General features: G+C 64.4%; 22 protein-coding genes. 5 read left to right on the top strand and 17 right to left on the bottom strand.

What is annotated here, in order from left to right; all coding sequences use genetic code 11:
• Nucleotides 1-27 precede the first annotated feature (27 nt).
• Entirely contained in the window at nucleotides 28-762 is a 735-nt protein-coding gene (locus tag AC5RUM_RS13890; RefSeq protein ID WP_494035463.1) for a GntR family transcriptional regulator, read from the bottom strand.
• A 454-nt stretch (nucleotides 763-1,216) separates the two neighbouring features.
• Between AC5RUM_RS13890 and AC5RUM_RS13885 the strand changes: the two genes are divergently transcribed.
• The gene (locus AC5RUM_RS13885; protein WP_494035462.1) at nucleotides 1,217-1,954 is read left to right on the top strand and encodes a hypothetical protein; all 738 of its coding nucleotides are present in this window, start codon (nucleotides 1,217-1,219) and stop codon (nucleotides 1,952-1,954) included.
• Nucleotides 1,955-2,114: 160 nt separating this feature from the next.
• Here the strand turns inward: AC5RUM_RS13885 and AC5RUM_RS13880 are convergent, their stop codons facing one another.
• From AC5RUM_RS13880 to AC5RUM_RS13870, 3 genes are all read right to left on the bottom strand, one after another.
• Entirely contained in the window at nucleotides 2,115-3,188 is a 1,074-nt protein-coding gene (locus AC5RUM_RS13880; RefSeq protein ID WP_494035461.1) for an alkene reductase, read from the bottom strand.
• 126 nt (nucleotides 3,189-3,314) lie between these two features.
• Entirely contained in the window at nucleotides 3,315-4,247 is a 933-nt protein-coding gene (locus AC5RUM_RS13875; protein WP_494035460.1) for a hypothetical protein, read from the bottom strand.
• A 3-nt stretch (nucleotides 4,248-4,250) separates the two neighbouring features.
• Complete coding sequence (locus AC5RUM_RS13870; RefSeq protein WP_494035459.1) at nucleotides 4,251-4,913, bottom strand: DUF6318 family protein; 663 nt, start codon at nucleotides 4,911-4,913, stop codon at nucleotides 4,251-4,253.
• Between the two features lie 217 nt (nucleotides 4,914-5,130).
• Here AC5RUM_RS13870 and AC5RUM_RS13865 point away from each other — a divergent pair, with 217 nt between their 5' ends.
• Complete coding sequence (locus AC5RUM_RS13865; protein ID WP_494035458.1) at nucleotides 5,131-5,565, top strand: pyridoxamine 5'-phosphate oxidase family protein; 435 nt, start codon at nucleotides 5,131-5,133, stop codon at nucleotides 5,563-5,565.
• Between the two features lie 42 nt (nucleotides 5,566-5,607).
• Nucleotides 5,608-6,033 carry a very short patch repair endonuclease gene (locus AC5RUM_RS13860; protein WP_494035457.1) on the top strand — a complete coding sequence of 142 codons (426 nt, stop codon included), beginning with the start codon at nucleotides 5,608-5,610 and terminating at the stop codon, nucleotides 6,031-6,033.
• Nucleotides 6,034-6,052: 19 nt separating this feature from the next.
• Here the strand turns inward: AC5RUM_RS13860 and AC5RUM_RS13855 are convergent, their stop codons facing one another.
• Nucleotides 6,053-6,808, bottom strand: a complete 756-nt coding sequence (locus AC5RUM_RS13855) for a response regulator transcription factor (protein WP_400580848.1) — start codon at nucleotides 6,806-6,808, stop codon at nucleotides 6,053-6,055.
• A 100-nt stretch (nucleotides 6,809-6,908) separates the two neighbouring features.
• Here AC5RUM_RS13855 and AC5RUM_RS13850 point away from each other — a divergent pair, with 100 nt between their 5' ends.
• Complete coding sequence (locus tag AC5RUM_RS13850) at nucleotides 6,909-8,570, top strand: ATP-binding protein (protein WP_494035456.1); 1,662 nt, start codon at nucleotides 6,909-6,911, stop codon at nucleotides 8,568-8,570.
• A 25-nt stretch (nucleotides 8,571-8,595) separates the two neighbouring features.
• Here AC5RUM_RS13850 and AC5RUM_RS13845 read toward each other — a convergent pair whose 3' ends face one another.
• Entirely contained in the window at nucleotides 8,596-9,255 is a 660-nt protein-coding gene (locus AC5RUM_RS13845) for a TetR/AcrR family transcriptional regulator (RefSeq protein ID WP_494035455.1), read from the bottom strand.
• A gap of 175 nt (nucleotides 9,256-9,430) precedes the next feature.
• Here AC5RUM_RS13845 and AC5RUM_RS13840 point away from each other — a divergent pair, with 175 nt between their 5' ends.
• On the top strand, nucleotides 9,431-9,736 hold the full coding sequence (locus AC5RUM_RS13840; RefSeq protein WP_494035454.1) for a hypothetical protein: 306 nt from the start codon (nucleotides 9,431-9,433) through the stop codon (nucleotides 9,734-9,736).
• Nucleotides 9,737-9,744: 8 nt separating this feature from the next.
• On the opposite strand, the gene AC5RUM_RS13835 is transcribed toward AC5RUM_RS13840, so the two are convergent.
• The 11 genes from AC5RUM_RS13835 to AC5RUM_RS13785 all read right to left on the bottom strand — a co-directional run bounded on the left by AC5RUM_RS13835 (nucleotide 9,745) and on the right by AC5RUM_RS13785 (nucleotide 23,955).
• Nucleotides 9,745-10,995, bottom strand: a complete 1,251-nt coding sequence (locus AC5RUM_RS13835) for a 5-methylcytosine restriction system specificity protein McrC (protein ID WP_494035453.1) — start codon at nucleotides 10,993-10,995, stop codon at nucleotides 9,745-9,747.
• Nucleotide 10,996: 1 nt separating this feature from the next.
• Nucleotides 10,997-13,228, bottom strand: coding sequence for an McrB family protein (locus tag AC5RUM_RS13830; protein ID WP_494035452.1), 2,232 nt, complete (start codon nucleotides 13,226-13,228; stop codon nucleotides 10,997-10,999).
• 53 nt (nucleotides 13,229-13,281) lie between these two features.
• Nucleotides 13,282-13,524, bottom strand: coding sequence for a hypothetical protein (locus AC5RUM_RS13825; RefSeq protein WP_494035451.1), 243 nt, complete (start codon nucleotides 13,522-13,524; stop codon nucleotides 13,282-13,284).
• Nucleotides 13,525-13,572: 48 nt separating this feature from the next.
• On the bottom strand, nucleotides 13,573-13,998 hold the full coding sequence (locus AC5RUM_RS13820) for an acyl-CoA thioesterase (RefSeq protein WP_400580855.1): 426 nt from the start codon (nucleotides 13,996-13,998) through the stop codon (nucleotides 13,573-13,575).
• A 56-nt stretch (nucleotides 13,999-14,054) separates the two neighbouring features.
• Complete coding sequence (locus AC5RUM_RS13815) at nucleotides 14,055-15,986, bottom strand: ABC transporter ATP-binding protein (protein WP_494035537.1); 1,932 nt, start codon at nucleotides 15,984-15,986, stop codon at nucleotides 14,055-14,057.
• A gap of 131 nt (nucleotides 15,987-16,117) precedes the next feature.
• Nucleotides 16,118-17,851: an ABC transporter ATP-binding protein gene (locus AC5RUM_RS13810; protein WP_494035450.1), complete on the bottom strand. Its 1,734-nt coding sequence runs from the start codon at nucleotides 17,849-17,851 to the stop codon at nucleotides 16,118-16,120.
• Between the two features lie 216 nt (nucleotides 17,852-18,067).
• Entirely contained in the window at nucleotides 18,068-19,681 is a 1,614-nt protein-coding gene (locus AC5RUM_RS13805; protein WP_494035536.1) for an MFS transporter, read from the bottom strand.
• Nucleotides 19,682-19,724: 43 nt separating this feature from the next.
• On the bottom strand, nucleotides 19,725-20,204 hold the full coding sequence (locus AC5RUM_RS13800; protein WP_494035449.1) for a MarR family winged helix-turn-helix transcriptional regulator: 480 nt from the start codon (nucleotides 20,202-20,204) through the stop codon (nucleotides 19,725-19,727).
• Between the two features lie 186 nt (nucleotides 20,205-20,390).
• A complete protein-coding gene (locus AC5RUM_RS13795) occupies nucleotides 20,391-22,097 on the bottom strand; it encodes a thiamine pyrophosphate-binding protein (protein WP_494035448.1) in 1,707 nt (568 codons plus the stop codon).
• Nucleotides 22,094-23,209 (bottom strand): agmatinase, encoded by a 1,116-nt coding sequence (speB, locus tag AC5RUM_RS13790; protein ID WP_494035447.1) that lies wholly within the window; start codon nucleotides 23,207-23,209, stop codon nucleotides 22,094-22,096. The genes AC5RUM_RS13795 and speB overlap by 4 nt, the downstream gene beginning before the upstream one ends.
• Before the next feature lie 170 nt (nucleotides 23,210-23,379).
• A complete protein-coding gene (locus AC5RUM_RS13785; RefSeq protein ID WP_494035446.1) occupies nucleotides 23,380-23,955 on the bottom strand; it encodes a helix-turn-helix domain-containing protein in 576 nt (191 codons plus the stop codon).
• Nucleotides 23,956-24,078: the final 123 nt, after the last annotated feature.

The following is a 24,078-nucleotide window of genomic DNA, read 5'->3' as shown; positions in this document are numbered from 1 at the left end:
TGCGGAGCAGCCTTGCTGCGCGGGCAGCTAGTTGGCGGGGGCGTCGGCGATGGCCCGCGCCCGGACCTTTTGGATGTGGTCGGCCATAGCGGCCTCTGCCTTTTCGGGGTCCCCCGTGGAGAGCGCATCCAGCACTGCCTGGTGCTCGGCGATGGCGAATTCTGCGTCGGTGATGCCTACGCCGCCGAACAGCCGGAACCGCTGGACCTGCCCGCCAAGGGCGGCGTAGGCGGCAACCATGAACTGGTTCCCGGTCTGCTGGGCGATCAGCTGGTGGAAGTGTTCGTCCGCTTCCAGATAGTCCTTGTATTCAGCAAATGAGGGGCCGCGTGGCGCCGACTTGAGGTCGTCGACGGTCCTTTCGAGTTCCGCAAGCCGTTCGGGCGTGAGCCGGGCGCAGGCCAGACGGGCGTTGACCGGCTCGATAGCCAGCCGCGCCTCCATGAGCTCCGCGAAGTCTTCCCGGGTGAAGACCGGGGCAACGCGGTAGCCTTTCAACGCCACTCGCCGGACCATGCCGGTGTGCTCCAGCCGGGCAAGTGCCTCGCGGACAGGAGTGGGCGAAACATCGAGTTCGCGGGCTGTCCCATCAATACTGACGGCGGCGCCGGGTTCCAGCCGTCCGTCCATGAGTGCGGTCAGCAGTTCCTCATAGACGTGGTCGGCCAGGACCTGGCGATTCACGGTTCGCCCTCCGCGGCGGGCGCCGGTCTGATCGTTGTGCCGGCTGCCGGCGCTGGTGCCGCTGGACGCTTTCTGCATCCTCAAATCCTATAGTCGAGCGAACCGTGGGGATGCATGGGCCCGTGAGGATTGAACCGCGTCGAAGTTGGAGTCGCGAAGGTGCGAGGTCACCACCAACAAACTGCATCCGAGGATGTTCAGGTTGCCCGGCTCATTGCGCTAGTAGGAGACTACGACCAAGTCCCGGCAGGGCCCCCGGGCATGTCGGCGGGAGTCAGGGAGGTCAGTTACCTGCCTGCTCTGGCGCTGGCCGGGCTGACGTCGTACCCTCTGAGCAACCGCGCTATCCAGCGGTGAAAAAGGGGATCACTACAGCAGGACACGGGCCCCGCAGGTCGGCCCTGAGCGACTCAAACATCGCAGGCGTGCGCGGTGTGCTGTGCCCGCAGGCAAGCGGCAGCTGACGGCGCAGTTCCGGAACGAGCCCGCGAAAACCCGCGGGCAGGCCGGCACAGTTGAACGGGATCCAGCCATGAACAGAAGCAACGCTCCAGCCGCCCTCGCCATCGCAGCAGTTCTCACTCTCGCAGGCTGCGGCGGCCCATCCCCGTCGGGTACCACCGCATCCGAGAGCCCGTCCCCTGCATCATCGGAACCGACGCCGACACCGACACCGAAGGCCTACACCAATGAGGAACTCACCGCCATCGTCGCCGGCCTAAAGGATGCCCAGGGACAGCCCCTCACCGTCGTCCCGGCTGCCCAGATCGATCAGGGACTTATAGCAGCACGGGGAATGCTCAAAACCGCCGTCATCACACCAAAAACCTGCGGGGTGCTGATCGATAACAACACCCAGGTTCCCGAGGGCAGCACCTACGCTGCCGGGGCGAGCCTGGCGGCGAAGGCCAAAACGGCGACGGTCATGACGGTGTTCGCGGTCCGGGACCCTTCGGTGATGACTGCCCAGTTCGAGAAGAGCGCAGCTGCTCTGAATGAGTGCTCGAAGTACACCGTTGAGTTGAAGGGGCAGAAGGTCACCAACGAAATGAAACGACTGGAGCCCGCAGTGCAGGCCGATAAGTCGCTGGCTGCGCTCACCGTCCAAACCACCCCCAGCGGGCAGAAACAGGTCTGCAACATTACCGTGTTGGGAGTTAAGGGCACCCTGGCGGTCACTGTGATGAAGAGCGGCGCCGTCGGAGCGGTCACCGCAGCCGATGCACCCGAACTGGCCAAGCTCGTCAACGAGGCCCTCGCGGCAGGCTGACGATGTCCCGGCCGGATGAAGACAGGCGGGTCCGGCCGGGCCTGGATGGCGTGATACTGCTACAAAGTGTTAGGCGTAAAGGCCAGAGGAACCGCCAGGGATTCCGGGCGGTTCCTCTGATTCTCTGTGGTTGCCAGCGACTCTGCGTTTGCCGGTTTGGCTACGCGGGTTGGTAGGCCGGGTAGTCGGTGTAACCCTCGGCGCCTTCCGCGTAGAACGTGCTCGGGTCGAGCTCGTTCAGGGGCAGCCCTTCGCGCCAACGACGAGCGAGGTCGGGATTGGCGATGGCTGGCCGGCCAACCACCACAGCGTCTGCGTGGCCCTCAGAGACCAGGGAAACTGCTTCCTCACGGGTGGTGATGTCGCCGAACCCGGTGTTGACGAGGAAGGTTCCGTTGAACCGGGCGCGCAGGTCCTGGACCAAATCGGATGCCGGCTGGTCATGCAGGATGCTCAGGTAGGCAAGGTTCAAGGGCGCGATCGAGTTCACCAATACTTCATACGTGGCTCGGACATCCTCAACGTCATTTTCGCTGATGCCCTGAACGTTGTGTTCCGGCGAGATGCGGATTCCCACGCGGTTGGCGCCCAGCGCCTCAACCACAGCGTTTACGGTCTCGATGACGAACCGTGCCCGCTTTTCGGGAGAGCCGCCGTAGCTGTCCGTCCGGATGTTGCTGTTCGGCGCAAGGAATTCGTGCAGCAGATAACCATTTGCAGAGTGGAGCTCGACGCCGTCGAAACCGGCCTCGATTGCGTTCCGCGACGCCGTGACGATTTCCTGGATCACCACGGGAACTTCGTCCGTCGTGAGTTCATGAGGCACGGGGTGGGCCTGCTTACCGTTATAGGTCCGGGTCTCAGCGTCGACGGCGATGGCGCTCGGCGCAACGATTCGGTGGCCCCCGGTGATGTCCTCGTGGGAGACGCGCCCGCCGTGCATGATCTGCGCAAACATCCGGCCACCCTCGGTGTGGACTGCATCGGTGACTTTTTTCCAAGCGGCGATCTGCTCGGCCGTAACCAGCCCCGGCTGTCCAGGGTAGGAGCGGCCAGCCGGGCTGGGGTAGATGCCCTCACTCACGATCAAGCCGAGGGACGCCCGCTGGCGATAGTGCTCCACTACGAGGGGCCCTGGTACGCCGTCCTTGCCTGAGCGGAGGCGGGTGAGAGGGGCCATGACCAGCCGGTTGGGGAGTTCAAGCTCGCCGAGGTTCAGACGGGAAAACAGCATGCGCGCGGTTCCTTTCAGAATGCATTTGGGTTCACAGTCTGCAACTGCCACGCGTGTGCAAGTATTCCGAATGCGCTGAGGTTCACACCTCGCGCTCGGTTGCGGTCCGACGACGCAGCTCCAGGTTCATCCGTTTGGACAGCCCTGGCCGCGGGGGTTTGTGATGCAATCGTCCGCGTAGTTCCGGGTGACCGACCGCCAGACACTTACGGATTGAGGGGGCGCACTGAACTGGCCTTGATTGGGTATGGGGAGCGCAGGACCACCGTTGACTGAGTAGGTGCCTTGGAAGTACGTGGTCAGGACGACATTGAAGTCTCCGGTTTGCGCGTAGGCATGGCTCGTCCGGGTCTTCTCACCCCAGCGGTCCTGCGGCAGCGGCCCACCCATGGTGGTCGTCGGTCCGAGTGAAGTGCCATCGCCGTAGTCCCAGCGGTATTGGACCGGTTTGGCGACGATGTGAATTTTCTGCGCCAGTATCGTTATGTCGAACTCCTGCTCCACTGCATCCGCGTAGAAGTTGGTCTCAGCGCCCCGCAGAGTGTGGGGACTCGGCTGCGCCGTTACCTTTCCGGGGGCCACGGGCAGTTTGTCGAACTCTCGCTGAATCAGGGCCGCGATTCGCGGCAGCAGGTCTTCCGGGTTTCTGTCATAAAGGCAAGTGGCACCGCCTCCGTTGCCAGTCCAGTCTGTCCAAGTTGGGTTAACGATGGATCTCGGCGCGACCTTCCAAATGACGGGCACCCCTGGTTTACCGTCAGCACGTGGCGGGCAAGGCCGTTGCCCGGCCAAGCATTCGATCGCTAGGTTTCCATCGTCCACTTGGCACTGAGGAAAGGCATTGTATTGATTTGGATCTTCACTGACGAAACCGGCCGGTGCCGGGACGATCTCGCCGCTGATCTTGTCGAGGACCCAGTTCGCAGCCCCGACCTCAAGGCCGGTGTCCTCAAACCCGATGACGGTCGAAGAGTTATCAGCCGCGACTCCGACAGCTTGGTGGGTGGTAACTATCCCAACCAGGAACAACGAGGCAAATGCTAAGCCGGTGATTTTCATCAGTTAGCGAATTAGGCCAAGGTCCATCATGACCCAACCCGTCGAGTCGAAGGTAGCAATTGCCTGGCTTCCGGTGTTGGACGCCTTAGTTACTGCCTGAGACAAGACGCCTGTCGCTCGATATATCGAGATTTGCTGTTGAACTACTTGAATTGTTGCCTGTTGAGATTTTCCGCCCGGACTGAACTTTGCACGGACGGATGGTGTCTGAATCTTTCCTCCTGCTATCCATTTCTTCCCCTGCCATGCATTATTGATGTTGTCCCGAAGCCCATTACAGAAGCGGCAATTAGGCCCACTAGCAGCCTCCATGAGGGCAGTGTCACCGGTTTCGTAGGCATATGAGAGCGCTTGAAACCAGTACTTACTGAACGCCTCCAGCCCTTCCTTGGAATTCTTGTCTGCCAACGCAGGCTTCACTGGAACCGGCACATTCTGCGCCCTGCCCTTGGCGTCGGCCGGCTTATAGACGGGAGTCGGTTTAGGAGTAGGCGAGGCAGCCGGCGTAATGGACGCAGACGGCGCCCCTGAAGAAGTCGCCCCGGTGCTCGGCTCTCCCGGGGGCGCGTCGCCACTGGTGCAGCCGCTGAGAGCCAGGGCTGAGATGGCGAGGCACGAAGCAGCAGAAAGGCACAGGCGCCCGGAAATAGGCGATCGAGAAGTCATGCGCAGCTAATCCCCCCGGATAGATGGCCCAGACGTCTGTGTCCGAACAATGGTTAAAGGGTAGCCGAGGCTACACTTTCGCGCTCAAAGTTATCCACAGCCTGCGCAGCCCAGGAAGCGGCCGGGCGCTCTATGGCGGATTTACGAGATCGAGAACTGCTGGGAAAATTGCCATACACCCCTATCGCTTTTCTACGTCGCGTAGAAGGATGGAGCCATGATGTTCAATCACGCAGACGGCGACCCCATCCTCATCCTCGACGAAGCGCAGTGCTGGCAGCTTCTGGAGGGCACCAACCACGGCAGGCTCGTTGTTACCGTGGCCGGCGAACCGGACATCTTCCCTGTCAACTATGTGACCAGCCGCCGCAAGCTCTACTTCCGTACGGCTCCCGGTAACAAGCTGGCCGAGCTGACCATCAACGACCGCGTGCTCTTCGAAACGGACGGCATCCTCTCGGACCAGGCGTGGTCGGTCGTCCTCCGCGGTACTGCCCGGGTCTTGGACAAGACGGCCGAGATTGCCGAAGCCGAGGCGCTCGGGCTGGCCTCGTGGGTGCCGACCCTGAAGGATTTCTACGTCGAGATCGAGCCCGGATCCGTCAGCGGCAGGCACTTCGACTTCGGCGAGCAGCCGGAAATCAACGCCTGACAGACCACATGCCGCCGTCTGCCGGCCGCCTAGACTTGAACCATGGCGGACCGGCTGACACCTGAGCAGCGCAGCTGGAACATGTCCCGGATCAGGGGAAAGAACACCAAACCCGAGTTGCTGGTGCGCAGCCTCCTGCATGCCAAGGGCTACCGGTACCGGCTGCACGGCGTATCCCGCGGCACCAAGCTGCCGGGAAATCCCGACCTCGTGTTCTCGGGCCGCAGGAAGGTCATCTTCATCAACGGCTGCTTCTGGCATTTCCACGATTGCCGGGTCGGCCAGCACGCACCCAAGGCCAACGCTGAGTTCTGGGAAACCAAACGAACCAAGACCAGAAACCGCGACGCCGACCAGCGCCGGCAACTCGAAAGCGCAGGCTGGGAAGTGCTCACGCTATGGGAGTGCGAACTAAAGGACCGGTCCGCCCTGGAGGAGCAGCTGGAACGGTTCCTCGCCGCCCGCTGAGAGCGGGCGAGATGCAATCTCAGCCCTGCTCGGGCGCCAGCCTGTAACCGACGCCGCGCACGGTCTGAAGCCAGCGCGGATTTTGGGCGGAATCACCGAGTTTCTTGCGCAGGTTGCCCATGTGCACCTCAACGGCCCTCTCGTCGGCCTCGCTGATGTAACTTCCGACGTCGTAGGGTTCGTCCCGTAGGCGGCGCACCAGATCGGACTTGGTGCGCACCATGCGGTTCGCCTCCAGAAGCGCGTGCAGAAGGTCGAATTCGGTTCGGGTCAGACTGAGTTCCTGGCCGTCCACGGACACGGTCCGGGACTCATAACTCAAATCCAGTCCGTTGTGGCGGTAGGCCTTCGGGTCGCCAGCCCCGGCGGAAGGTGCGCCTGAGTCGTCGGCAAGATCCGACGTCGACCGCGGCCGCCGCATCATGGCGGCAACGCGGGCGCGCAGTTCTCTGGGCCGGAAGGGCTTCGTCAAGTAGTCGTCGGCCCCTGATTCCAGGCCGATCAGGGTATCCAGCTCCTCCGCCCGGGCCGTCAGCATCACGATGTACGCGTCCGAAAACTGGCGGATCTGCCGGGCCACTTCAAAACCGTCGATGTCCGGCAGGCCAAGGTCCAAAGTGATGACCGCCGGATCAAGGTTTTTGGCGGCGAGAACACCTTCTGCCCCGCTGGACGCAGCCGTGACCTCAAAGCCTGCCTGCGTCAGAACAACCCGCACCAGCTCTCGAATGTCGTGGTCGTCCTCGATAACCAAGCCAACGCGTGTGTCGCCCATCGCAGCCCCCTCAGCCCGCTACTTCCCGTCTGAAGTATAGCCCCAGCCGGTTATCCTGCTTCTATGCGTTTACCTGCCAAGTCCTTCCTGACCAGCACGAATGAATAAGCAAGCCTGGAACATCTCCTCGGGCAGGATGCCGCTCTTTCGGCGCCCCTTCCACGAGTATGACCTGCGGGGCCGCGTGACGCTCAGCCAGATGCCGCTGTCCGTCACAGTCGCGTTCACGGCGGTCCTCGTTCTGGCCTTCTTCCCGGAGACGCTGCCGAATCCGCTTTTCATCAGTTTCCTGGTGTCGCAGGTCATCATCCTGGCTCTTTGTTTTGCCGTTCCCTGGGACCGCCTGCCCTACCCGAGTTTCCTCGTCATTCCCCTGCTTGACCTGGTTTCGATCGCCCTCGGCAGGGAAGGCGGCCAGGATAGTCTGACGGGAATCAGCCTGATGGCGGTATTTCCCGTGATCTGGTTATGCGCCTCCGGCGTGTTTCCCAGGACGGCTGTAGCCCTTTCCTTTTTCGGACCGCTCGGCATCATTTGGCTCCCGCTTCTGATCAAAGGAGACGTGTCCGGACAGGACCTGGCCCGCTCCCTCCTGCTTCCGATCATGATGTTGGGGATCGGTGTTTCGATCACCGTGATGACTCTCAGCATGGTGCGCCAGCAACGCGATCTGGAGGACAAAGACTCCCAGTTGCAGGGCGTGTTGGACGGCAGCAAACGTCAGGAAAGGCTGCTCAATACAGTGCTCGATACCGTGCACCTGGGTGTGCTCGCTGTGGACGCCGACGGGAACGACATCCTGATGAACCGGAAGCAACGGGCCCACCATCAACTGGCGTCTCCGCCGGACAACGCAGATCCGAATGAATCGCAGTTGCTGGTCTTCGCGCAGGACCGGACCACTCCCGTTCCCGTGGAGGAGCGCCCGGTTCGCCGTGCCGTGCTCGGTGAGCAGTTCACCGACTACCTCGTCTGGCTGGGGAGCGGCGATGAGCAGCGTGCCATCACAACGAGCGCGAGGCCGATGACCGACCAGGACGGAAACTTTGCAGGTTCAGTCATCGTGTTCAGCGACGTCACGGACTTGGTTGACGCACTGGCAGCCAAGGACGACTTCGTCTCGAACGTCTCACACGAATTCCGCACGCCCCTGACGTCCATCCTCGGTTACGTGGAGCTGCTGCTCGACGACGACGACCTGACCGATTATCAGCGTGGCCCTCTGGAAATCATCCAGCGCAATTCGGAACGCCTGCTTACCCTCGTTTCAGACCTGCTGTCGAGCAGGCGCGGGCAGCTGATTATCAGCCCTCACGCAGTGGACGTAGCTGAGCTGGTCCGTGCAAGCATTAGCGCAGCACGCCCAAGGGCTGCGGAATCCGGTATCCGCCTCCGGTTCGATGCCCCCGAGCAGCTGGAGGCCCACGTCGATTCTGCGCGGATCTCACAGGTCCTGGACAACCTCGTCTCCAATGCCATCAAATACTCCCCCGACGGCGGCGAAGTGACCGTCTCCCTGCGGTCCGAGGACAACCATGTGGTGTGCAGCGTCAGCGACAACGGAATGGGAATGAGCGAACAGGACCAGAAGGAAGCGTTCGCCAAGTTCTTCCGCTCGGAGTCCGTCCGCAATTCCGCCATACCCGGCGTCGGGCTGGGGCTCTCCATCAGCAAGGCCATCGTGGAAGCCCACGGCGGTACCGTTTCGCTGCGCAGCGCAAAGGGTTACGGGACAACGTTCACATTTGCGCTCCCGGCCTGACGTCTGGCACGAACGCCATGCCGGATCAGGTGCGGTGGTGCTCGATGAGCCAGCCGGCGAGCTGGCGGGCGCGCCTGGCCGCCTCCACATCACCTTCAGCAGCGGAAATGATGGACCCCTTCATCAGGATGTGCCATGACCTGGAGAAATCTTCGGTCCGCTGCAGGCCGGCCTCGTCCGCGAGTTGCTTCACATGACCGCGGATCTTTGCGAGGTAGTCGATGCTGGCCCGGCCCAAGGGATGCGAGGAGCCCATCTCGAGAAGCACGTTGATGAAGGAGCAGGCTTCAAAATCGGTGCGGTGGAACCAATCGGAGAACACGTCGAAGATGGCCAGTAACTGCTCTTCCGGGGTGTCTGCCCGGCGTCGCGCCTCCCCCACGATCGCATTGACGGTCCACACGCGGTCGCGCTGTTCGAGGAAGGCGAGCACCACCTGGTCCTTGGAGGCGAAGTGGCGGTAGAAGGTGGCTTTCGCAACGCCCGAACGGCTGATGAGTTCGTTGATGCCGACGTCCCGCACGCCGCGGCGGGTGAAGAGATCGTAGGCGGCATTCACGATACGTTCCCGGATCCCGGCGGCCGCCGCGCCACCGGGCAAGGCTTCAACCTGCGGGCCAGATTGCAAACCGCCGGAAGGAAAGACCCCGGCGCTCGGTAGAGCAGATCTGGATGAATCTTCCATTTGTTAACATCGTAACCCCGGACTCAAGACAGACCTGTCTGTCTTGCGCTAGAGTTTCTACAATGTTCAATTCGCTGGGGTGGCGGACCGACCCCCGCGTTGGCAGACTGGAGACATCAAGGGCCCAAAGCATCGCTCCACTTGCTGTCTGAACCCGAGGGAACCGGAGAGTGACATGTCGCAGAAACTGATGCCGACAGGACCCCGCGCCTACTCCGAACGGCTCTTCGCCTGGCCGGAAGTCAACCAGCCCACCAAGGACCCGGAGCTGGGGCCGATGCGGCGGCAGGTTATGGCGATCATCTCCTCGATTCTCGATGATCCGTGCCCGGAAGGTGCTGAGATCAGAACCCGGCTGCGGGGTCTTCTTGCCCAATATCGCGGCTGCCCGGAGAAGGCCCTCCTCGCTCACCTGCGCTCCCTGTACGGCAACCTGGAGGATCCCGCTGCAGACGAGGACAGGGAAACAGAAACCGTCTAGGCGCGCTCTTAGCGGCCGGACCTGGCCTGACGCACCACTTCTCCCCAGGACTGCCCGGCCAGATCCGAGACGGCGGCCAAGATGTCAGCCGGAGGCTGGGAAAGGTCCAGCGGAAACTCCACGATGTCGATGTCGGTGTTGAGGATGCGCCTCAGCTTCACTTCGCCGGCTCCGGCATAGACCAGCCAGGCCGTGGGCACCTGCAGTGCGGTGCAATAGGCCAGCATCTGGAAATGGTCCCCCGTCAGCGACGCCCCGCGATCCGTGCGTGCCCTGTATTTGGCGTCGTAGACCACCACTGGTCGTCCCCCGAGCAGGTGCACGGCGTCGGGCCGGACGGTCAGCCGGTCCGAGTCCCGGACAGCTTCGTTAAGCATGGCGTTGAACTGCAGCCGCATTTCACCGGGAAAGCCCTTCATGGCGTGGCGGAGGGCCTTGCCCACGAAGTCCTCGAAGACCCGGTCCATGTCCACCACGAATGACGCAGTCTGCTGCGGTCCCTCACCCGCCTCGGCCGAGGCGTTGCGCAGGATTACCTCGGACAGCCGGAGCGCGGCGTGATACCGGACATTCATCCGGCTGGCCCGCCACGGCGGCAGGGGGGCTCCGGACTGCAGCCGGGTGGCGGCGGCGAGCTTTCCCTTGAGCTGGCGCAGCCGGCTCAGCACTTCGGGCCGGACGCCGGGTACGCGGGACATGCGCTCAAGGGCGGCACGCAGGATCCGGTTCTCAGCGATGTCTTCGGTGAACTCGTCGTAGGACACCTCGAGCGGAACCAGCATCCCGGGCCGCCGCGATATCTGGTCGGAGATCCGGATCCGGCCCTTGACCGTCCGCAGCGACTCGTCAACGGTGAGGTAGCCCTGAAGCACGCCGCGCTGCAGGGCCCGTTCGGCGAGCTGCGCGAGGGACGCCGCCAGCGCGCTCCACAGCTCTGTGTCCTCGGTGGCGGCAACAGGATCGTCGCGGAATCCCTGGTCGCCTGCATAGCTCAGCAGGAACAGCAGCCGGTTCAGCCCCAGCCGGTCCTTCGGTCGGACGTCGAGCTGCACGTGGGATGTTCGCACGGAGCCCACCTTGCCCACCGGTTCGATCCGGTACATGCCCATCCCCATGGGTGAGGCCTTCGCGAGCCCGCTGGAGTTGATGAACGCAGCGCTGCCCGGATCCAGTTTCTCCACGACTCCGCGGGACAGCTCGTCCAGCACGACGTGACGAAAGCGCGGTGAGGCGCCAACGCGCGCGGGCCCAGCGGCCACGCTAGCGAGCCGCAAGGCGTCCCATCAGCTGCTCCAGCCCGAAGCGTTCCTCCAGCTGCGCCCGGGTCAGTTGCCCGTGATAGTGCTCCTCGAGCAGCGGCATGAGCTCGTACTTCCAGATCCGGCGCAGCCCCGCGGGACTCTGCGCAGCTTTCTTCATGAAGTAGGACGGACCGATCATCAGGTCGCGGTCCCACTCGTCGATGGAGTCATTGAGCGCATCCAGCAGCAATGCGGGCGTGGTGTCCAGCTGCCGCGCCTCAAGGAAGCGCAGCAGGGACCCCTTCACCGGTTCGGTTTTCGGGTGCAGTTCGATGAAGGCAAAGCGGCGGCGGATGGCGGCATCCATCATGGCGATGGAGCGGTCCGCGGTATTCATGGTGCCGATGATGTAGAGGTTGTCCGGGAGCGTGAACGGCTCGTTGGGGCTGTACTGCAGATAGATGCGGTCGTCGCGGTACTCCAGCAGGAAGTACAGTTCGCCGAAGACCTTGGCCAGGTTGGCGCGGTTCATCTCGTCGATGATCAGGAAATACGGCTTTGACTCGTTGCCCGGCTTGGCGGCCTCTTCGGCGAGCCGGCGGAGCGGCCCTGCCACGAGTTTGAAGGACACCTGGCCCTCGTCCGTCTTGTCCGGCCGGTAGCCCTCGAAGAAGTCCTCATAGGCATACGAGGGGTGGAACTGCACCAGCTTCACCCGCTCGTCCGTGCTGTCCTGCGCGAGCTCGGCCGCGAGGTGCTTGGCGAGGTACGTCTTGCCGGTACCCGGCGGGCCGTACAGCACCAGCTGCCGGTTTTCCTCCAGCAGGTCGGCAATCTCCTGCAGCGGTTCCAGATCCATGTGTAGTGAGTCCGCGAAGTCGGGCGTCAGCGGGCGGAACCCCTCCTGTACGGGAACGGCGACGGCGGCAGGTTCCGCACCGCCGTCGGGCTCTGCTTCCGCTTCAGCGGGCAAAAGCGCCTGCAGCGCCTGCACCACGCGCGTGACGTCGACGATGATCCCCGGAGTGGCGAGCTGGCGTTGCACGTGCCGCGGCAGTTCGGTCATCGCGTGGGCATCGTCAAACCAGCGGACCTTCCGGCGCATCCGGCGGTTGTCGCCATTGTGGTCGGGCTCCCCCAGGACGACGCCGATCCGGACCGACCCCGAGTTGTGGCACAGGGCCAGGTCTCCCGGCTTCATGACGGTCAGGAAGGCGAAAACGGCCGTCTTCGTGTCTTCCCGCTCCACGTAGCCGAGGTGCTTGTAATCCTCGTCCACCGCATGCTGGACCAGCCCGGCGGTCACGCCGGCGTCCAGCAGGCGGAGATGTTCGACGTCGAGCGTCACCTTCTCTTCCTCCTGCCAGGCGGCGAGCAGCTCGGCGTTGTCGTGATGGGTGCGCAGCAGCCAGGCGCGGCGTCCCGGGTCCCCCACCTTGCGCCACTGGCTCACGAGGTGGCGGGAGTACCAGTCGATGCGCTGTCCTGCCTGCTCATCGAGGTGCAGGCGGATGCGCCGGATGTCGGCGGTGATTTCTTCGTCGGTGTCGCCCTTGGCCCCGCCCACCAGGGAGGCGAAGGCATCGCGGATCTCTCGGCGTTCGACGTCTGCCACGACCGGTTCGAAGAAGCTGGGCCAGGCGAGGTACTCGATGCTGCGCCGAATCGCCGGCTGGTCGTCCGGCGTGCCCGCGGCGAGCAGGTGAAAGGCCAGCGGGTCCTTGAGCGCCTTGTTGATGGCGGCCGTGGACTGCTGGTCAACATGGTGCACGAACCGGCAGAGCCATTTGAGGTGGTCCCAGATGGTCCAGTTGAATTCGGCGGTGCGGTCCCGGATGACGCCATGGTCGGTCATGCCCTTGTACAGCGCCTCGGGAAGCTCTAGGGGCGGTTCAATCCACGACGCCGCCTCGGTCACGCGAGCCCGCTTGACCTTCAGCGACTTCACCTCATGGGCCAGCGGCAGCGACTGCAGGAAGAGCAGCTCAACGGCGAGCTGCTTCGCCGGACGGGAGGCGTCCGCGAGGTTGGTCCGCAGGTTGGTCATCATGGGGGCCTTGGCGTCGGCCACTCCCCGGTCCAGCCGCTCCAGCAGCTCACCGGCCGCCTCTGAGGTCCAGGTCTGGGTGCGCCCGTCCAGCGCCGATGGCTTCCCCTGGAGCCCCGCACCGAGCACGAACCAGGCGGCCTCTTCGATCTCCTTGGAAACTCCGAGGGCACGGTGCAGGGCAGGCTTTGGGGCGGGGGTCATGCGTTCAAATTTACAGGCTTAACCTGAACGCCAGCACCACGGCCCCGGAGAAGCTACTTCCCGGTAGGCCGCGGCAGCCCCTTCCGGCCGAAGGCAAAGTAACTGCTTGGACCGATGAAATTGACCAGCGTGACCAGCCGCCAGAACTTCTTGGAGCCGCGGATCTGCTCTGCCGGACGGCGGGAAATGTCGCGCTGGGCGGCCACGAGGTAAGCCAGCTGCCCCGCGCCCACGATCACCGTTCCAAAGCGTGCTGCCGGGGGCATGTCCTTCCAGGATTTCTTCTTCTTTTTCACTGCGGCTCCTTGTGGTTGGTAACAGGCCCGCTGATGACGGTGGGCCTGTCAGGGCTTGTGGTCGGTGAAGGGCTCCAGTCGCTCTTTCTGTTCCGGGGTCAGCCTCAGCACCCGTCCTGTGGCTTCGTCGACGAAGGCGAGATGGCTCGACGCCTTCACACAATCCTCGCGAGTAACCGGATCCTGCACAAGGTAATGGATGTCGAAGCTGGCGCCCTTCACGGCGCCGACCCACACCTGCACCACCGCCGGGACGTTCCGGTACTCCAAGGTCTTCACGTACCGCACGCGGTGGTCCACCACGAGGGCCATGACGCCTTCGGCGATGTCATTGAAGAGCGCGACGTGCGGTTCCACTCCGGGCAGCCCTGCGCCGCGCGGCGGCCCGAACGCGGCAATGCGCGCTTCCTCCAGCATGCGGACAATCTGCACATTGTTGATGTGCCCGTAGGCGTCCATGTCGCCCCAGCGCATCGGCACGAGCACCTCGATGCGCCGGGGGTCCGGGCGGCCTGCGGGGTTCCGCCCGCTCAGCTGTGCACCGCCGTCGAATCGTCCACGGGGGTTTCCTCCACGTCAGAGCCGGCGAACTGGGACATGTACAGACGGTAGTACGCACCCTCTGCCTCGAGCAGGGCCTGGTGGTTGCCCTGTTCCACGATCTTGCCGTTCTCCATTACCAGGATGGTGTCCGCGTCGCGGATGGTGGAGAGGCGGTGGGCGATGACGAAGCTGGTCCGGTCCGTGCGTAGCGCTGCCATGGCCTTCTGGACGAGGAGCTCGGTGCGGGTGTCCACGGAGCTCGTGGCTTCGTCCAGAATCAGCAGTGACGGGTTGGCCACGAAGGCCCGGGCAATGGTGATCAGCTGCTTTTCGCCGGCACTGACGTTGTTGCCCTCCTCGTCGATGACGGTGTCGTAGCCGTCGGGCAGCGCCCGCACGAAGCGGTCCACGAACGTAGCCTTGGCCGCCGCCATGATTTCTTCCTCGGTGGCGTCCAGCTTGCCGTACCTGATGTTGTCGTAGATGGAGCCGCCGAAGAGCCAGGCGTCCTGCAGCACCATGCCCACTTTCGAGCGGAGCTCGGCCCGGCTGAGCTGCGTCACGTCCACCCCATCCAGCGTGATGGCACCCGAGTTGAGCTCGTAGAAGCGCATGACGAGGTTCACCAGGGTGGTCTTGCCGGCACCGGTGGGGCCGACGATCGCCACCGTATGCCCGGGCTCCGCCGTGAACGAGAGGTTCTCGATGAGCCGCTTGTCCTCCGTGTAGCTGAAGGTGACGTCGCGGAATTCCACGTGGCCGTCGGTCTTGGCCGGCAGGTGCTTGGTGGCGGTTTCGGCGTCCTGCTCGTCCGCGTCCAGGAACTCGAACACACGCTCGGCAGAGGCCACGCCTGACTGCAGCATGTTGGCCATGCCTGCCATCTGGCCCAGCGGCTGGGTGAACTCGCGTGAGTACTGGATGAATGCCGTGGCGTCACCCAGACTCATGCTGCCGGACGCCACGCGCAGCCCGCCCACCACGGCAATGCCGACGTAGCTGAGGTAGGACACGAACTGCATGACCGGGAAGATGATGCCTGAGACGAACTGCGCGCCGAAGCTGGCCTTGTACAGGGCGTCGTTGCGCTCCTCGAACCGTTCCAGCATGTCCGCGTCGCGGCCGAAGACCCGCACCAGGTCGTGGCCGGAGAAGGACTCCTCGATCTGGCCGTTCAGCTGGCCGGTGTTCTTCCACTGCGCGGCGAACAGTTTCTGGCTGCGGGTGCCGATCACGCCCGCCGCTACGCCGGACAGCGGGAGGGCGATCAGCGCAATCAGGGCCAGCTGCCACGAGACGATGAACATCATGATCACGATGCCCAGGACCGTCAGGACGGAGCTGATGAGCTGCGCGAACGCCTGCTGCAGCGCCTGCTGGACGTTGTCGACGTCGTTCGTCACGCGGGAGAGGACGTCGCCGCGCTGGCGCGTATCAAAGTAGTTCAGCGGCAGCCGGTTGAGCTTCTTCTCGGTGTCGTCGCGGAGCTGGCGGATCACCTTCATGACGATCCGGTTAAGCACATAACCCTGCAGCCACAGGAAGATGTTCGCCACGAAGTACATAAGGAGGACCGCGGAGATCAGGACCGTCAGCTTCTGGAAGTCGATGCCGGTGCCGGGAACCAGTTCCATCCGGGAGATCATGTCCGCGAAGTTGTCCTGGCCCTGCGCCCGCAGGCCGTCGACGAACTGCTCCTTGCTGACTCCGGCCGGGAGCTGCTTGCCTACGACGCCGCCGAAGATGACGTCCATGGCCTGCCCGAGCACCTTGGGCGCAATGACGTTGAGGACCACGGACACGATGACCATGGCCACCACGATGTAGATGCCGACGGCCTCGGGTTTGAGCAGGCCCAGGAGCCGCTTGGCGGAGGGCCAAAAGTGCTGCGCCTTCTTCGCGGGCATGCCGCCGAACATGTCGCCGTCTGCCTCCGAGGGCTTGTACTCCTCCTCGATGAAGTCGTCGTCCTCAAGCTCTGGGGCTTCCGCGGCTGCGTCCGGACGGACGCCTTCCTCGGTATCCCCGCGCAGGGACTTGTTGTCGGCGCTCATGCCACTTCCTCCACGCTCAGCTGGGATTCAACGATTTCCTGGTAGGTGGGCGACGTCTCCAGCAGTTCATCGTGCGTGCCGCGGTCCACGATCCGGCCGTTGTCCAGCACGAGGATCTGGTCCGCCTCCGTAATGGTCGAGATCCGCTGCGCCACGATGATCACGGTGGCGTCCGCCGTGGTGTGCTTGAGTGCGGCGCGCAGCCTTGCATCGGTGGCGACGTCCAGGGCCGAGAACGAGTCGTCAAAGAGGTAGACCTTGGGCTTCGTCACCAGGGCCCGGGCAATGCACAGGCGCTGGCGCTGCCCGCCGGAGACGTTGGTGCCGCCCTGGGCGATCCGGGACGCCAGCCCGTTCTTCTTCTCTTTCACGAAGCCGTCGCCCTGCGCCACGTGCAGCGCTTCCCACAGTTCTTCATCGGTTGCCTCGGGTTTGCCGAAACGCAGGTTGTGCTCGATCGTTCCGGAGAACAGGTAGGGGCGCTGCGGCACGAGGGCCACGCGCCTGGTGATCTCGGCGCGGTCCAGCCTGCTCACGGAGACGCCGTCAAGCAGCACCTCGCCGTCGGCCACGTCATAGAGGCGGGGCAGCAGCGACAGGAGTGAGGTCTTTCCGGCGCCGGTGGAGCCAATGATCGCCACCGTTTCCCCCGGGCGGGCCGTGAAGCTGATGTTGCTCAGGACGGGGGCTTCCGCACCGGGGTAGGCGAAGGTGACGTTGCGGTATTCCACCACGCCCTCCAGCTTTGCCGGGATCTGCGGCTGCTCTGGATCATGGATGGAGGGCTCGACGTCGAGCACTTCGCCGATGCGGTCGGCGCAGACTGACGCACGCGGAATCATCATCGCCATGAACGTGCCCATCATCACGGCAATGAGGATCTGGAGCAGGTACTGCAGGAAGGCGGTCAGGGCGCCCACCTGCATGTCGCCGGAGTCCACCCGCTGGCCGCCGAACCAGAGCACGGCGGCCGTGGACAGGTGCAGGATCATGCCGATGGCCGGGAACATGAGCACGAAGAGCGCTCCGATTTTCAGGGAAACGTCCGTCAGTTCCTTGTTGGCCTCCCCGAAGCGCCCGGTCTCGTACGGCTCGCGGACGAAGGCGCGGACCACACGGATGCCGATGATCTGTTCGCGCAGCACCTCGTTTATCCGGTCGATCTTCTTCTGCATGGACCGGAAGAGCGGCATGAGACGCACAACAAGGTAGCCCACCACCACAATCAGGACAGGCACCGAGACCCAGACCAGCCAGGACAGGTTGATGTCCTCGCGCAGAGCCATGACGATGCCGCCGATGCACATGATGGGCGTGGAGACCATGAAGTTCAGGCCCATCAGGACCAGCATCTGCACCTGCTGGACGTCGTTGGTGCCGCGGGTGATCAGGGTGGGTGCGCCGAAGGTGTTCACGTCCTTGGCGGAGAAGCTCGTTACTTTCCGGAAGACGCCGCGGCGCAGGTCGCGTCCCATGGCCATCGCCGTCTTGGACCCGAAGTACACGCCGGCGATGGCGGTGCCCACCTGGAGGAAGGCCACCAGGAGCATGACGCCGCCGGTGCGCCAGATGAAGTCGGTGTCGCCGCGGGATACACCTTCGTCGATGATCTGCGCGTTGAGGCTCGGCAGGTACAGCGCGGCGATTGTGGACGCCAGTTGAAAGGCGATGACGGCCAATATGTACGGCATATACGGCTTGGCATAGCGCCGTATGAGGGTGACAAGCATGCCCACGGGTCCTTAGGAAGAGAGCGCGAATTGGTTGGGAGAAGTTGTAGCAGCCGGGGCTGACATCATTAGCCTTCCAACTGTACGAAATCCGTTGCCCATGCGAAACATCGCCGGCGAAGATCATCCCAGCGGAGTACGCCCGCCACCGCATGCCAGAGGACGTGCCACTGCGTGCCAGAAGACGTGGCTGAGGACGTGGCAGGAGCGTACCGGTCAGCTGTTCACGGAGGTGAGTTGCGCCGTCGGGCTTTCCTGCTGTGATTCCCTGGTCCCGCCAGGTGACCCTGCGGCGCCAGCAGGAGCGGGCGGCGCGTCAACGGCCCGTGCTGCCGGCTGTTCGTCCACGGTGCGCCGCAGCGGGCGTTCCGTGATCAGGAGAACTGCAACGAGCGCGATCACGGCGATGCCGGCGGCGATCAGGAAGATTTCCGCAGTGGCGTCGCCATACGCGGCGCGCATGATGTCCCGTACCGGGGCGGGCATGTCGGCCAGGTTGAGGGCTGCTCCGGAACCCCCGGCCCCGGAAAGGCCGGCCGCAGCGAACCCCTGCGCGGCGAGTTCCTGGACCCGGTTGCCCAAGATCGCCCCGAGAACCGAGACACCGATGGCACCGCCGACCGACCGGAAGAATGCCACGGATGCACTCGCGGTGCCGATGTCCCGGGCGCTGACGGTGTTTTGAACTGCCAGGACGAGGTTCTGCATCAGCATGCCCAGCCCCAGTCCCAGAATGGCAGTGAAGAGGCCCGCCTTCCAGAGATCCGTGGTGTGGTCCATGGTGCCGCCCAGGCCCAGGCCTCCGATCAGCAGGATGGCACCGGCAACGAGGTAGCCCTTCCACTTTCCGGTGCGGCTGATGAGCAGCCCTGAAACCACCGAACCGATGAGGTTGCCGGCGATCATGGGCAGGGTCAGGAGCCCTGCCTCCGTGGGAGTGGCGCCGCGGGCCACCTGGAAATACTGGCCAAGGAAGGTCGAAGAGCCGAACATGGCCACGCCCACCGCGACCGATGCCCAGATCGCCAGGGCCGTGGTGCGTTCAGAGATGATCTTCAGCGGGATGATCGGTTCGGCCACCTTGGACTCCACGACCACCAGGAGGGCCAGCAACACCACACCGCCGCCCACCATCAGCGCCGACTGCCAGGACCACCAGCCGTAGTACTCAGGGTTGCCCGCAAACGATACCCAGATCAGGAGAAGGCTGACGCCGGAGGTGAGGAGGATGGAGCCCAACCAGTCGATCCTGGCGGGGCGCCTGACGTGCTGGATTTTCAGGGTGACCTGCAGCAGGATCAGGGCCACGACGGCGAGCGGCACGCACACGAAGAACGTCCAGCGCCAGCCCAGCGGGCTGTCCACGATGAATCCGCCCAACAACGGCCCGCCGGCGGTGCCCACCGCCATGACGGCGCCCATGTAGCCGGAGTACTTTCCGCGGTCGCGCGGCGGAATCATGGACCCAATGATGGCTTGGGCCAGGGCGGTCAGGCCTCCCATGGCCACGCCCTGGATGACGCGGGCGGTGAGCAACAGCGGGATGGTGGCGGACAGACCCGCCATGACCGAGCCGGCCACGAAGACCACAATGCTCAGCTGGACCAGCAGTTTCTTGTTGTACAGGTCCGCAAGCTTGCCCCAGATGGGCGTGGTGGCGGCGTTGGCCAGGAGCGCCGCCGTGATCACCCAGGCGAAATCTGTCTGTGTCCCCTTGAGATCGGACATGATGGTAGGCAGTGCGTTGGCCACGATGGTGCTGCTGAGGATGGCGGTGAAAAACGCGGCAAGGAGGCCGGTGAGGGCCTCCATGATCTGGCGGTGAGTCATCGCCAAGGGTGGTTGGGTGGCAGTGCTCGACACGGGCGTGCTCCTAAAGGGTGGGATTCTCTGTGAGGGGGCCGGCCGCCTTTGCCCGGGCGGAATCCTTGAGGGATCCCGCAAGATTGCGGAGAATTTTTGCCGTCTCCTCGGCGTCATGCTGGCTCCACTCCCGCAGATATTCCTGCAGCGTGGAGGCACGGTGCTCTTCGATATCCCGGAGCTTCGTGCGCCCTGCTTCGGTGAGCGCCACCAGCTGGGCCCGGCCGTCCTCGGGGTCTGGCCTTCTGTGGACGAGACCCAGCTCCTCAAGTTCGGCGATATGGCGGCTGAGGACGGGGGCGCTGACGCCCAGGCGCGCGGCCAAGTGCGTGGCGCGGGACTCCTTCTCCCCCACAAACCGGAGCACGCCCTGCAGGGCCACTCCGGTTTCCATCCCCCGCGAATTGGCAACCGCCACGCACCGGACGGCCCGTTGTAGGTCGAAAATCTCGCGCACCAGTTCGGCTGCGGTGCCGGGCTCAACTGCCATGGCTGAGGCCTCCCTACTTGTTTGCCTGAAGCAACTATATCGCAAGATGGTTGCTTGAGGAAACTAAGCAGGTGCGCCTTCCGCGCCACGCTTTAAACCAGCAGCGCGAACCGGCAGGTAATGCCCTCAAAGTCGTGCCGAGGGGGCATTAGCTGCCAGTTCGCGCTGGGTGGGTTTGTGTTGCCGCTAGGCGTCCAGGTGGGTGGGGGCGAACATCTTGAGCAGGGTTTCGACGACGACGACGTTCGGGCCGTCCGCGGCGAACCCCGCCTTCAGCGCGTCCCCGACATTTTCCGGGGCCACCCGGGTGGCCGGCACGCCGAAGGCCTCGGCGAGCTTCACGAAGTCCGGGCGCGCAAGCTCGGTGGCCGTGGCTTTGCCGAACGCGCCCACCATGTACTCGCGCAGGATGCCGTACCCGCCGTCGTCCACGATCAGCCAGGTGACCGGTACGTTGTGCTGCCTGGCGGTGGCCAGTTCCGAGATCGAGTACATGGCGGAGCCGTCTCCCGAAACCGCCAGGACACGCGCGGAAGCACCGGATTTGCCGACGGTTTCCAGGCCCACCGCTCCCCCGATGGCCGCGGGGAAGCCGTAGCCCAGTCCGCCGGCGCCCTGGGCGGAATGGAACTGGCCCTCGCGGGAATCCCAGCAGCTCCAGCCCCAGTAGGCGGAAATGGTCATGTCCCAGAAGGTCTGCATGTCCGCGGGAACGGCCTCGCGGATATCGGCCATGAACGCCAGTTCCTTGCGGAGGTCCTGGGATTCCAGACGCGCCCGCACCTTGGCCAGGGTCTCGCGCACCAGGTCCTCCGGCGATACCCCGTGCCAGCTGCGGCCGGTTTCGGCGGGCTCAACCACAAGGGCCTCGTCCAAGGCGGCGAGCGCCTGTCCGGCATCAGCGCGGATGCCCAGCCCGGGCCGGTTCGATTCGAGCACGCGGGGTTCGGCGTCGATCTGGATGATGCGGCCACGCGGTTCGAACGTGAAGTAGTTGGACGTGACCTCACCGAGCGATGAGCCGATCACGATCAGCACGTCGGCATCCTCGAGGACGTCGGTCATGTAGCGGTCCTCGATCCAGGACTGCAGCGACAGCTCGTGGTTCCAGGGGAACGCGCCGTTTCCGCCGGGGGTGCAGATCACCGGGGCGCGCAGCTTCTCCGCGATGGACAGGAGCGACTTCTCGGCCCGCCCGCGGCGCGTGCCGCCGCCGGCAATGATGGCCGGACGCTCCGCGGCGGTCAGCCATTTGACGGCTTCGCGGACCAGCTCAACGCGCGGCGGATTGTCGGCGGCTTCGGCGAGCGCGTCCTCCACCGGGGGAACCATGATGGGATCGAGCAGGACATTCTGCGGAATTTCGAGCCAGACGGGGCCCTGCGGCGAGGAGATGGCTTCGGTCCAGGCATCCTGGATGGCCGAAGGAATGCCGGAGGCATGCTGGATCAGGCGCTGGCTCTTGGTGACATTCGCGGCCGAGGCCTTCTGGTCATCGAGCTGGTGCAGCATGCCCTTCCGGCGCGCCCCCAGCCCCTCCAGCGGGATCTGGCTGGCGATGACCACCATCGGCACGCCGGTGGCGTAGGCCTCCTGCAGCCCGGCGAGGGAAGTCAGCGCACCCGGGCCGGTGGACAGGAACAGCACGCCCACCTCGCCGGTGGCCCGCGAATATCCGTCGGCGGCGAAGGCACTGTTGTTCTCCACGCGCGACGACACGAAGTGCAAGTTTCCGCGGCCCATCGCGTCAAACAGGCCCAGCGCGTGCTGGCCCGGGATGCCGAACACGGTCTTCGCGCCCAGCGCCTCGAGGGTTTCGACGACGAGGTCCCCGCCGTTGCGTACGTCCGTCCCCTTCGTGGGGGATGCTGTGCCCGGATCGAAATCGATCACTGCGTCGCCCCCGCAGCCTGGCGGGTGATTCCGGCCTCGACGGGCTCGGCCAGCGGCGAGGACGCCGCGAACCCGGCCGGGCGGCGGGATTCCTGTCCCAGCGCCTGCGCGGCGTAGCCGGTGTCGGCCCCGAACCGGTCCCCTTCGACGGCGTTGTCGGCCATCAGGGTGACGAGTTCGTAGGCAACGTGGCTGGCGGCGACGCCCGTGATTTCGGCATGGTCGTACGCGGGAGCGACTTCGACGACGTCGGCCCCCACCAGGTTCATGCCGCGGAAGCCGCGGATGATCTCGAGCAGTTCCCTGCTGGTGATTCCTCCGGCTTCCGGCGTCCCCGTTCCCGGGGCATGCGCGGGGTCAAGGACGTCGATGTCCACCGAGATGTACAGCGGGCGGTTGCCGATCCGGTCCCGGACCTTGGCCACGGTCTCGAGGACGCCCTGGTAGTAGACGTCAGCCGAGGTGACGATGCCGAAGCCGAAGCGGTGGTCGTCGTCGAGATCCTTCTTGCCGTACAGCGGGCCGCGGGTGCCGATGTGGCTGATGGCCTCGGTGTCGAGGATGCCCTCCTCCACGGCCCGGCGGAACGGCGTGCCGTGGGTGTACTCGGCACCGAAGTATGTGTCCCAGGTGTCCAAGTGGGCGTCGAAGTGCAGCATGGCGATCGGGCCGCCGGCACGTTCCGCGGCGGCGCGAAGCAGCGGCAGGGCGATGGTGTGGTCTCCGCCAAGTGTCATGAGCTTGCTGCCGGACGCTGTCAGGTCCAGGGCGTTTTGCTGGACGGTCTCGATGGCCTCGTTGATGTTGAACGGGTTCACGGCCATGTCGCCGGCGTCTGCCACCTGGCAGTTCTCAAAGGGACTGACATCCCAGGCGGGGTTGTAGGGACGGAGCAGGCGGCTGGCCTCGCGGACGTGGTTGGCGCCAAATCGGGCGCCCGGGCGGTAGGAGACGCCGGAGTCGAAGGGGACGCCTACCACGGTGATGTCCGCCTTGGCCACCTGGTCGAGGCGGGGCAGCCGGGCATAGGTGGCGGCTCCCGCGTAGCGGGGAATTCGGGATGAATCGATGGGGCCAAGGTTGCCGTTGGCTTCGATGCGCAGCTCTTCCAAAGGAACGCCTCTCTTTCGAGGATGAAAGGTGGGTGTGACAGCCATCATACACTCGAAGTTGCCTAATGCGCATCATCTGTTTACAGAAACAGTGAGGGTGCGGACGGGCGCGCCGGAGCGCCGGGCCCGCCTGGGGCGGCCCGATCGGGATCACGGAAAGAAGGGAATGCCTACCGGCTGGCGGCTGGAACCAGCACCCACAGTACCTCGACGGACTGGTCCGTCGGGTTCATCCAGGTGTGCGGCTCGCGCCCCGGAAACGTGACGGTGTCACCGTCGGACAGTTCATATTCCTCGTTGGTGAGGATGAGCTTGATAGTGCCCTTGATAACGTGCAGCACGTCGACGTCGCAGTCCACGGCGTAGAGCTCGGACTCACCTCGCCCCCGCGGCTCGATGACCGCCTGGATGATCTGGACTCGCCGCTCTGAGCGGGCGGTCAGCAGCCGCTCAACGATCCCCTCGCCGCCAAGCGAGATGCGGGGGCCGGCGTCGCGCTTTGTCAGGTGGGTCTCCGGGGCGGCGAACAGATCACCGATGGATATGGACAGCACCTGGCACAGGGTGACCAGCGAGGCAACGGACGGCGAGGTCAGGTCGCGCTCGACGCGGCTCAAAAAGCCCTTGGTCAGCCCGGTGGCATCCGCCACCTGTTCGATCGTGAGCCGCTGCGACTGGCGGGCGGCACGGATTCTTGAACCGATGGCAACCGGAACATTGCTCGGCTCAACTGGAAGTGCCTTCATCTACGAACCTTTCACGGCCGGCCGCTCGGCCCCATCTTTGGAGCCATACTAGCGGCCCGCCACTCATCTGACGCCGCCGAAACCGCGTCACAGAGGATTGCGTCTTGACTGTTACTCGAATCA

It is taken from the genome of Arthrobacter sp. B2060, from assembly GCF_059090445.1.
Note: the sequence above shows the minus strand (reverse complement) of the source record. Positions and strands in the feature narration are given on the sequence as shown.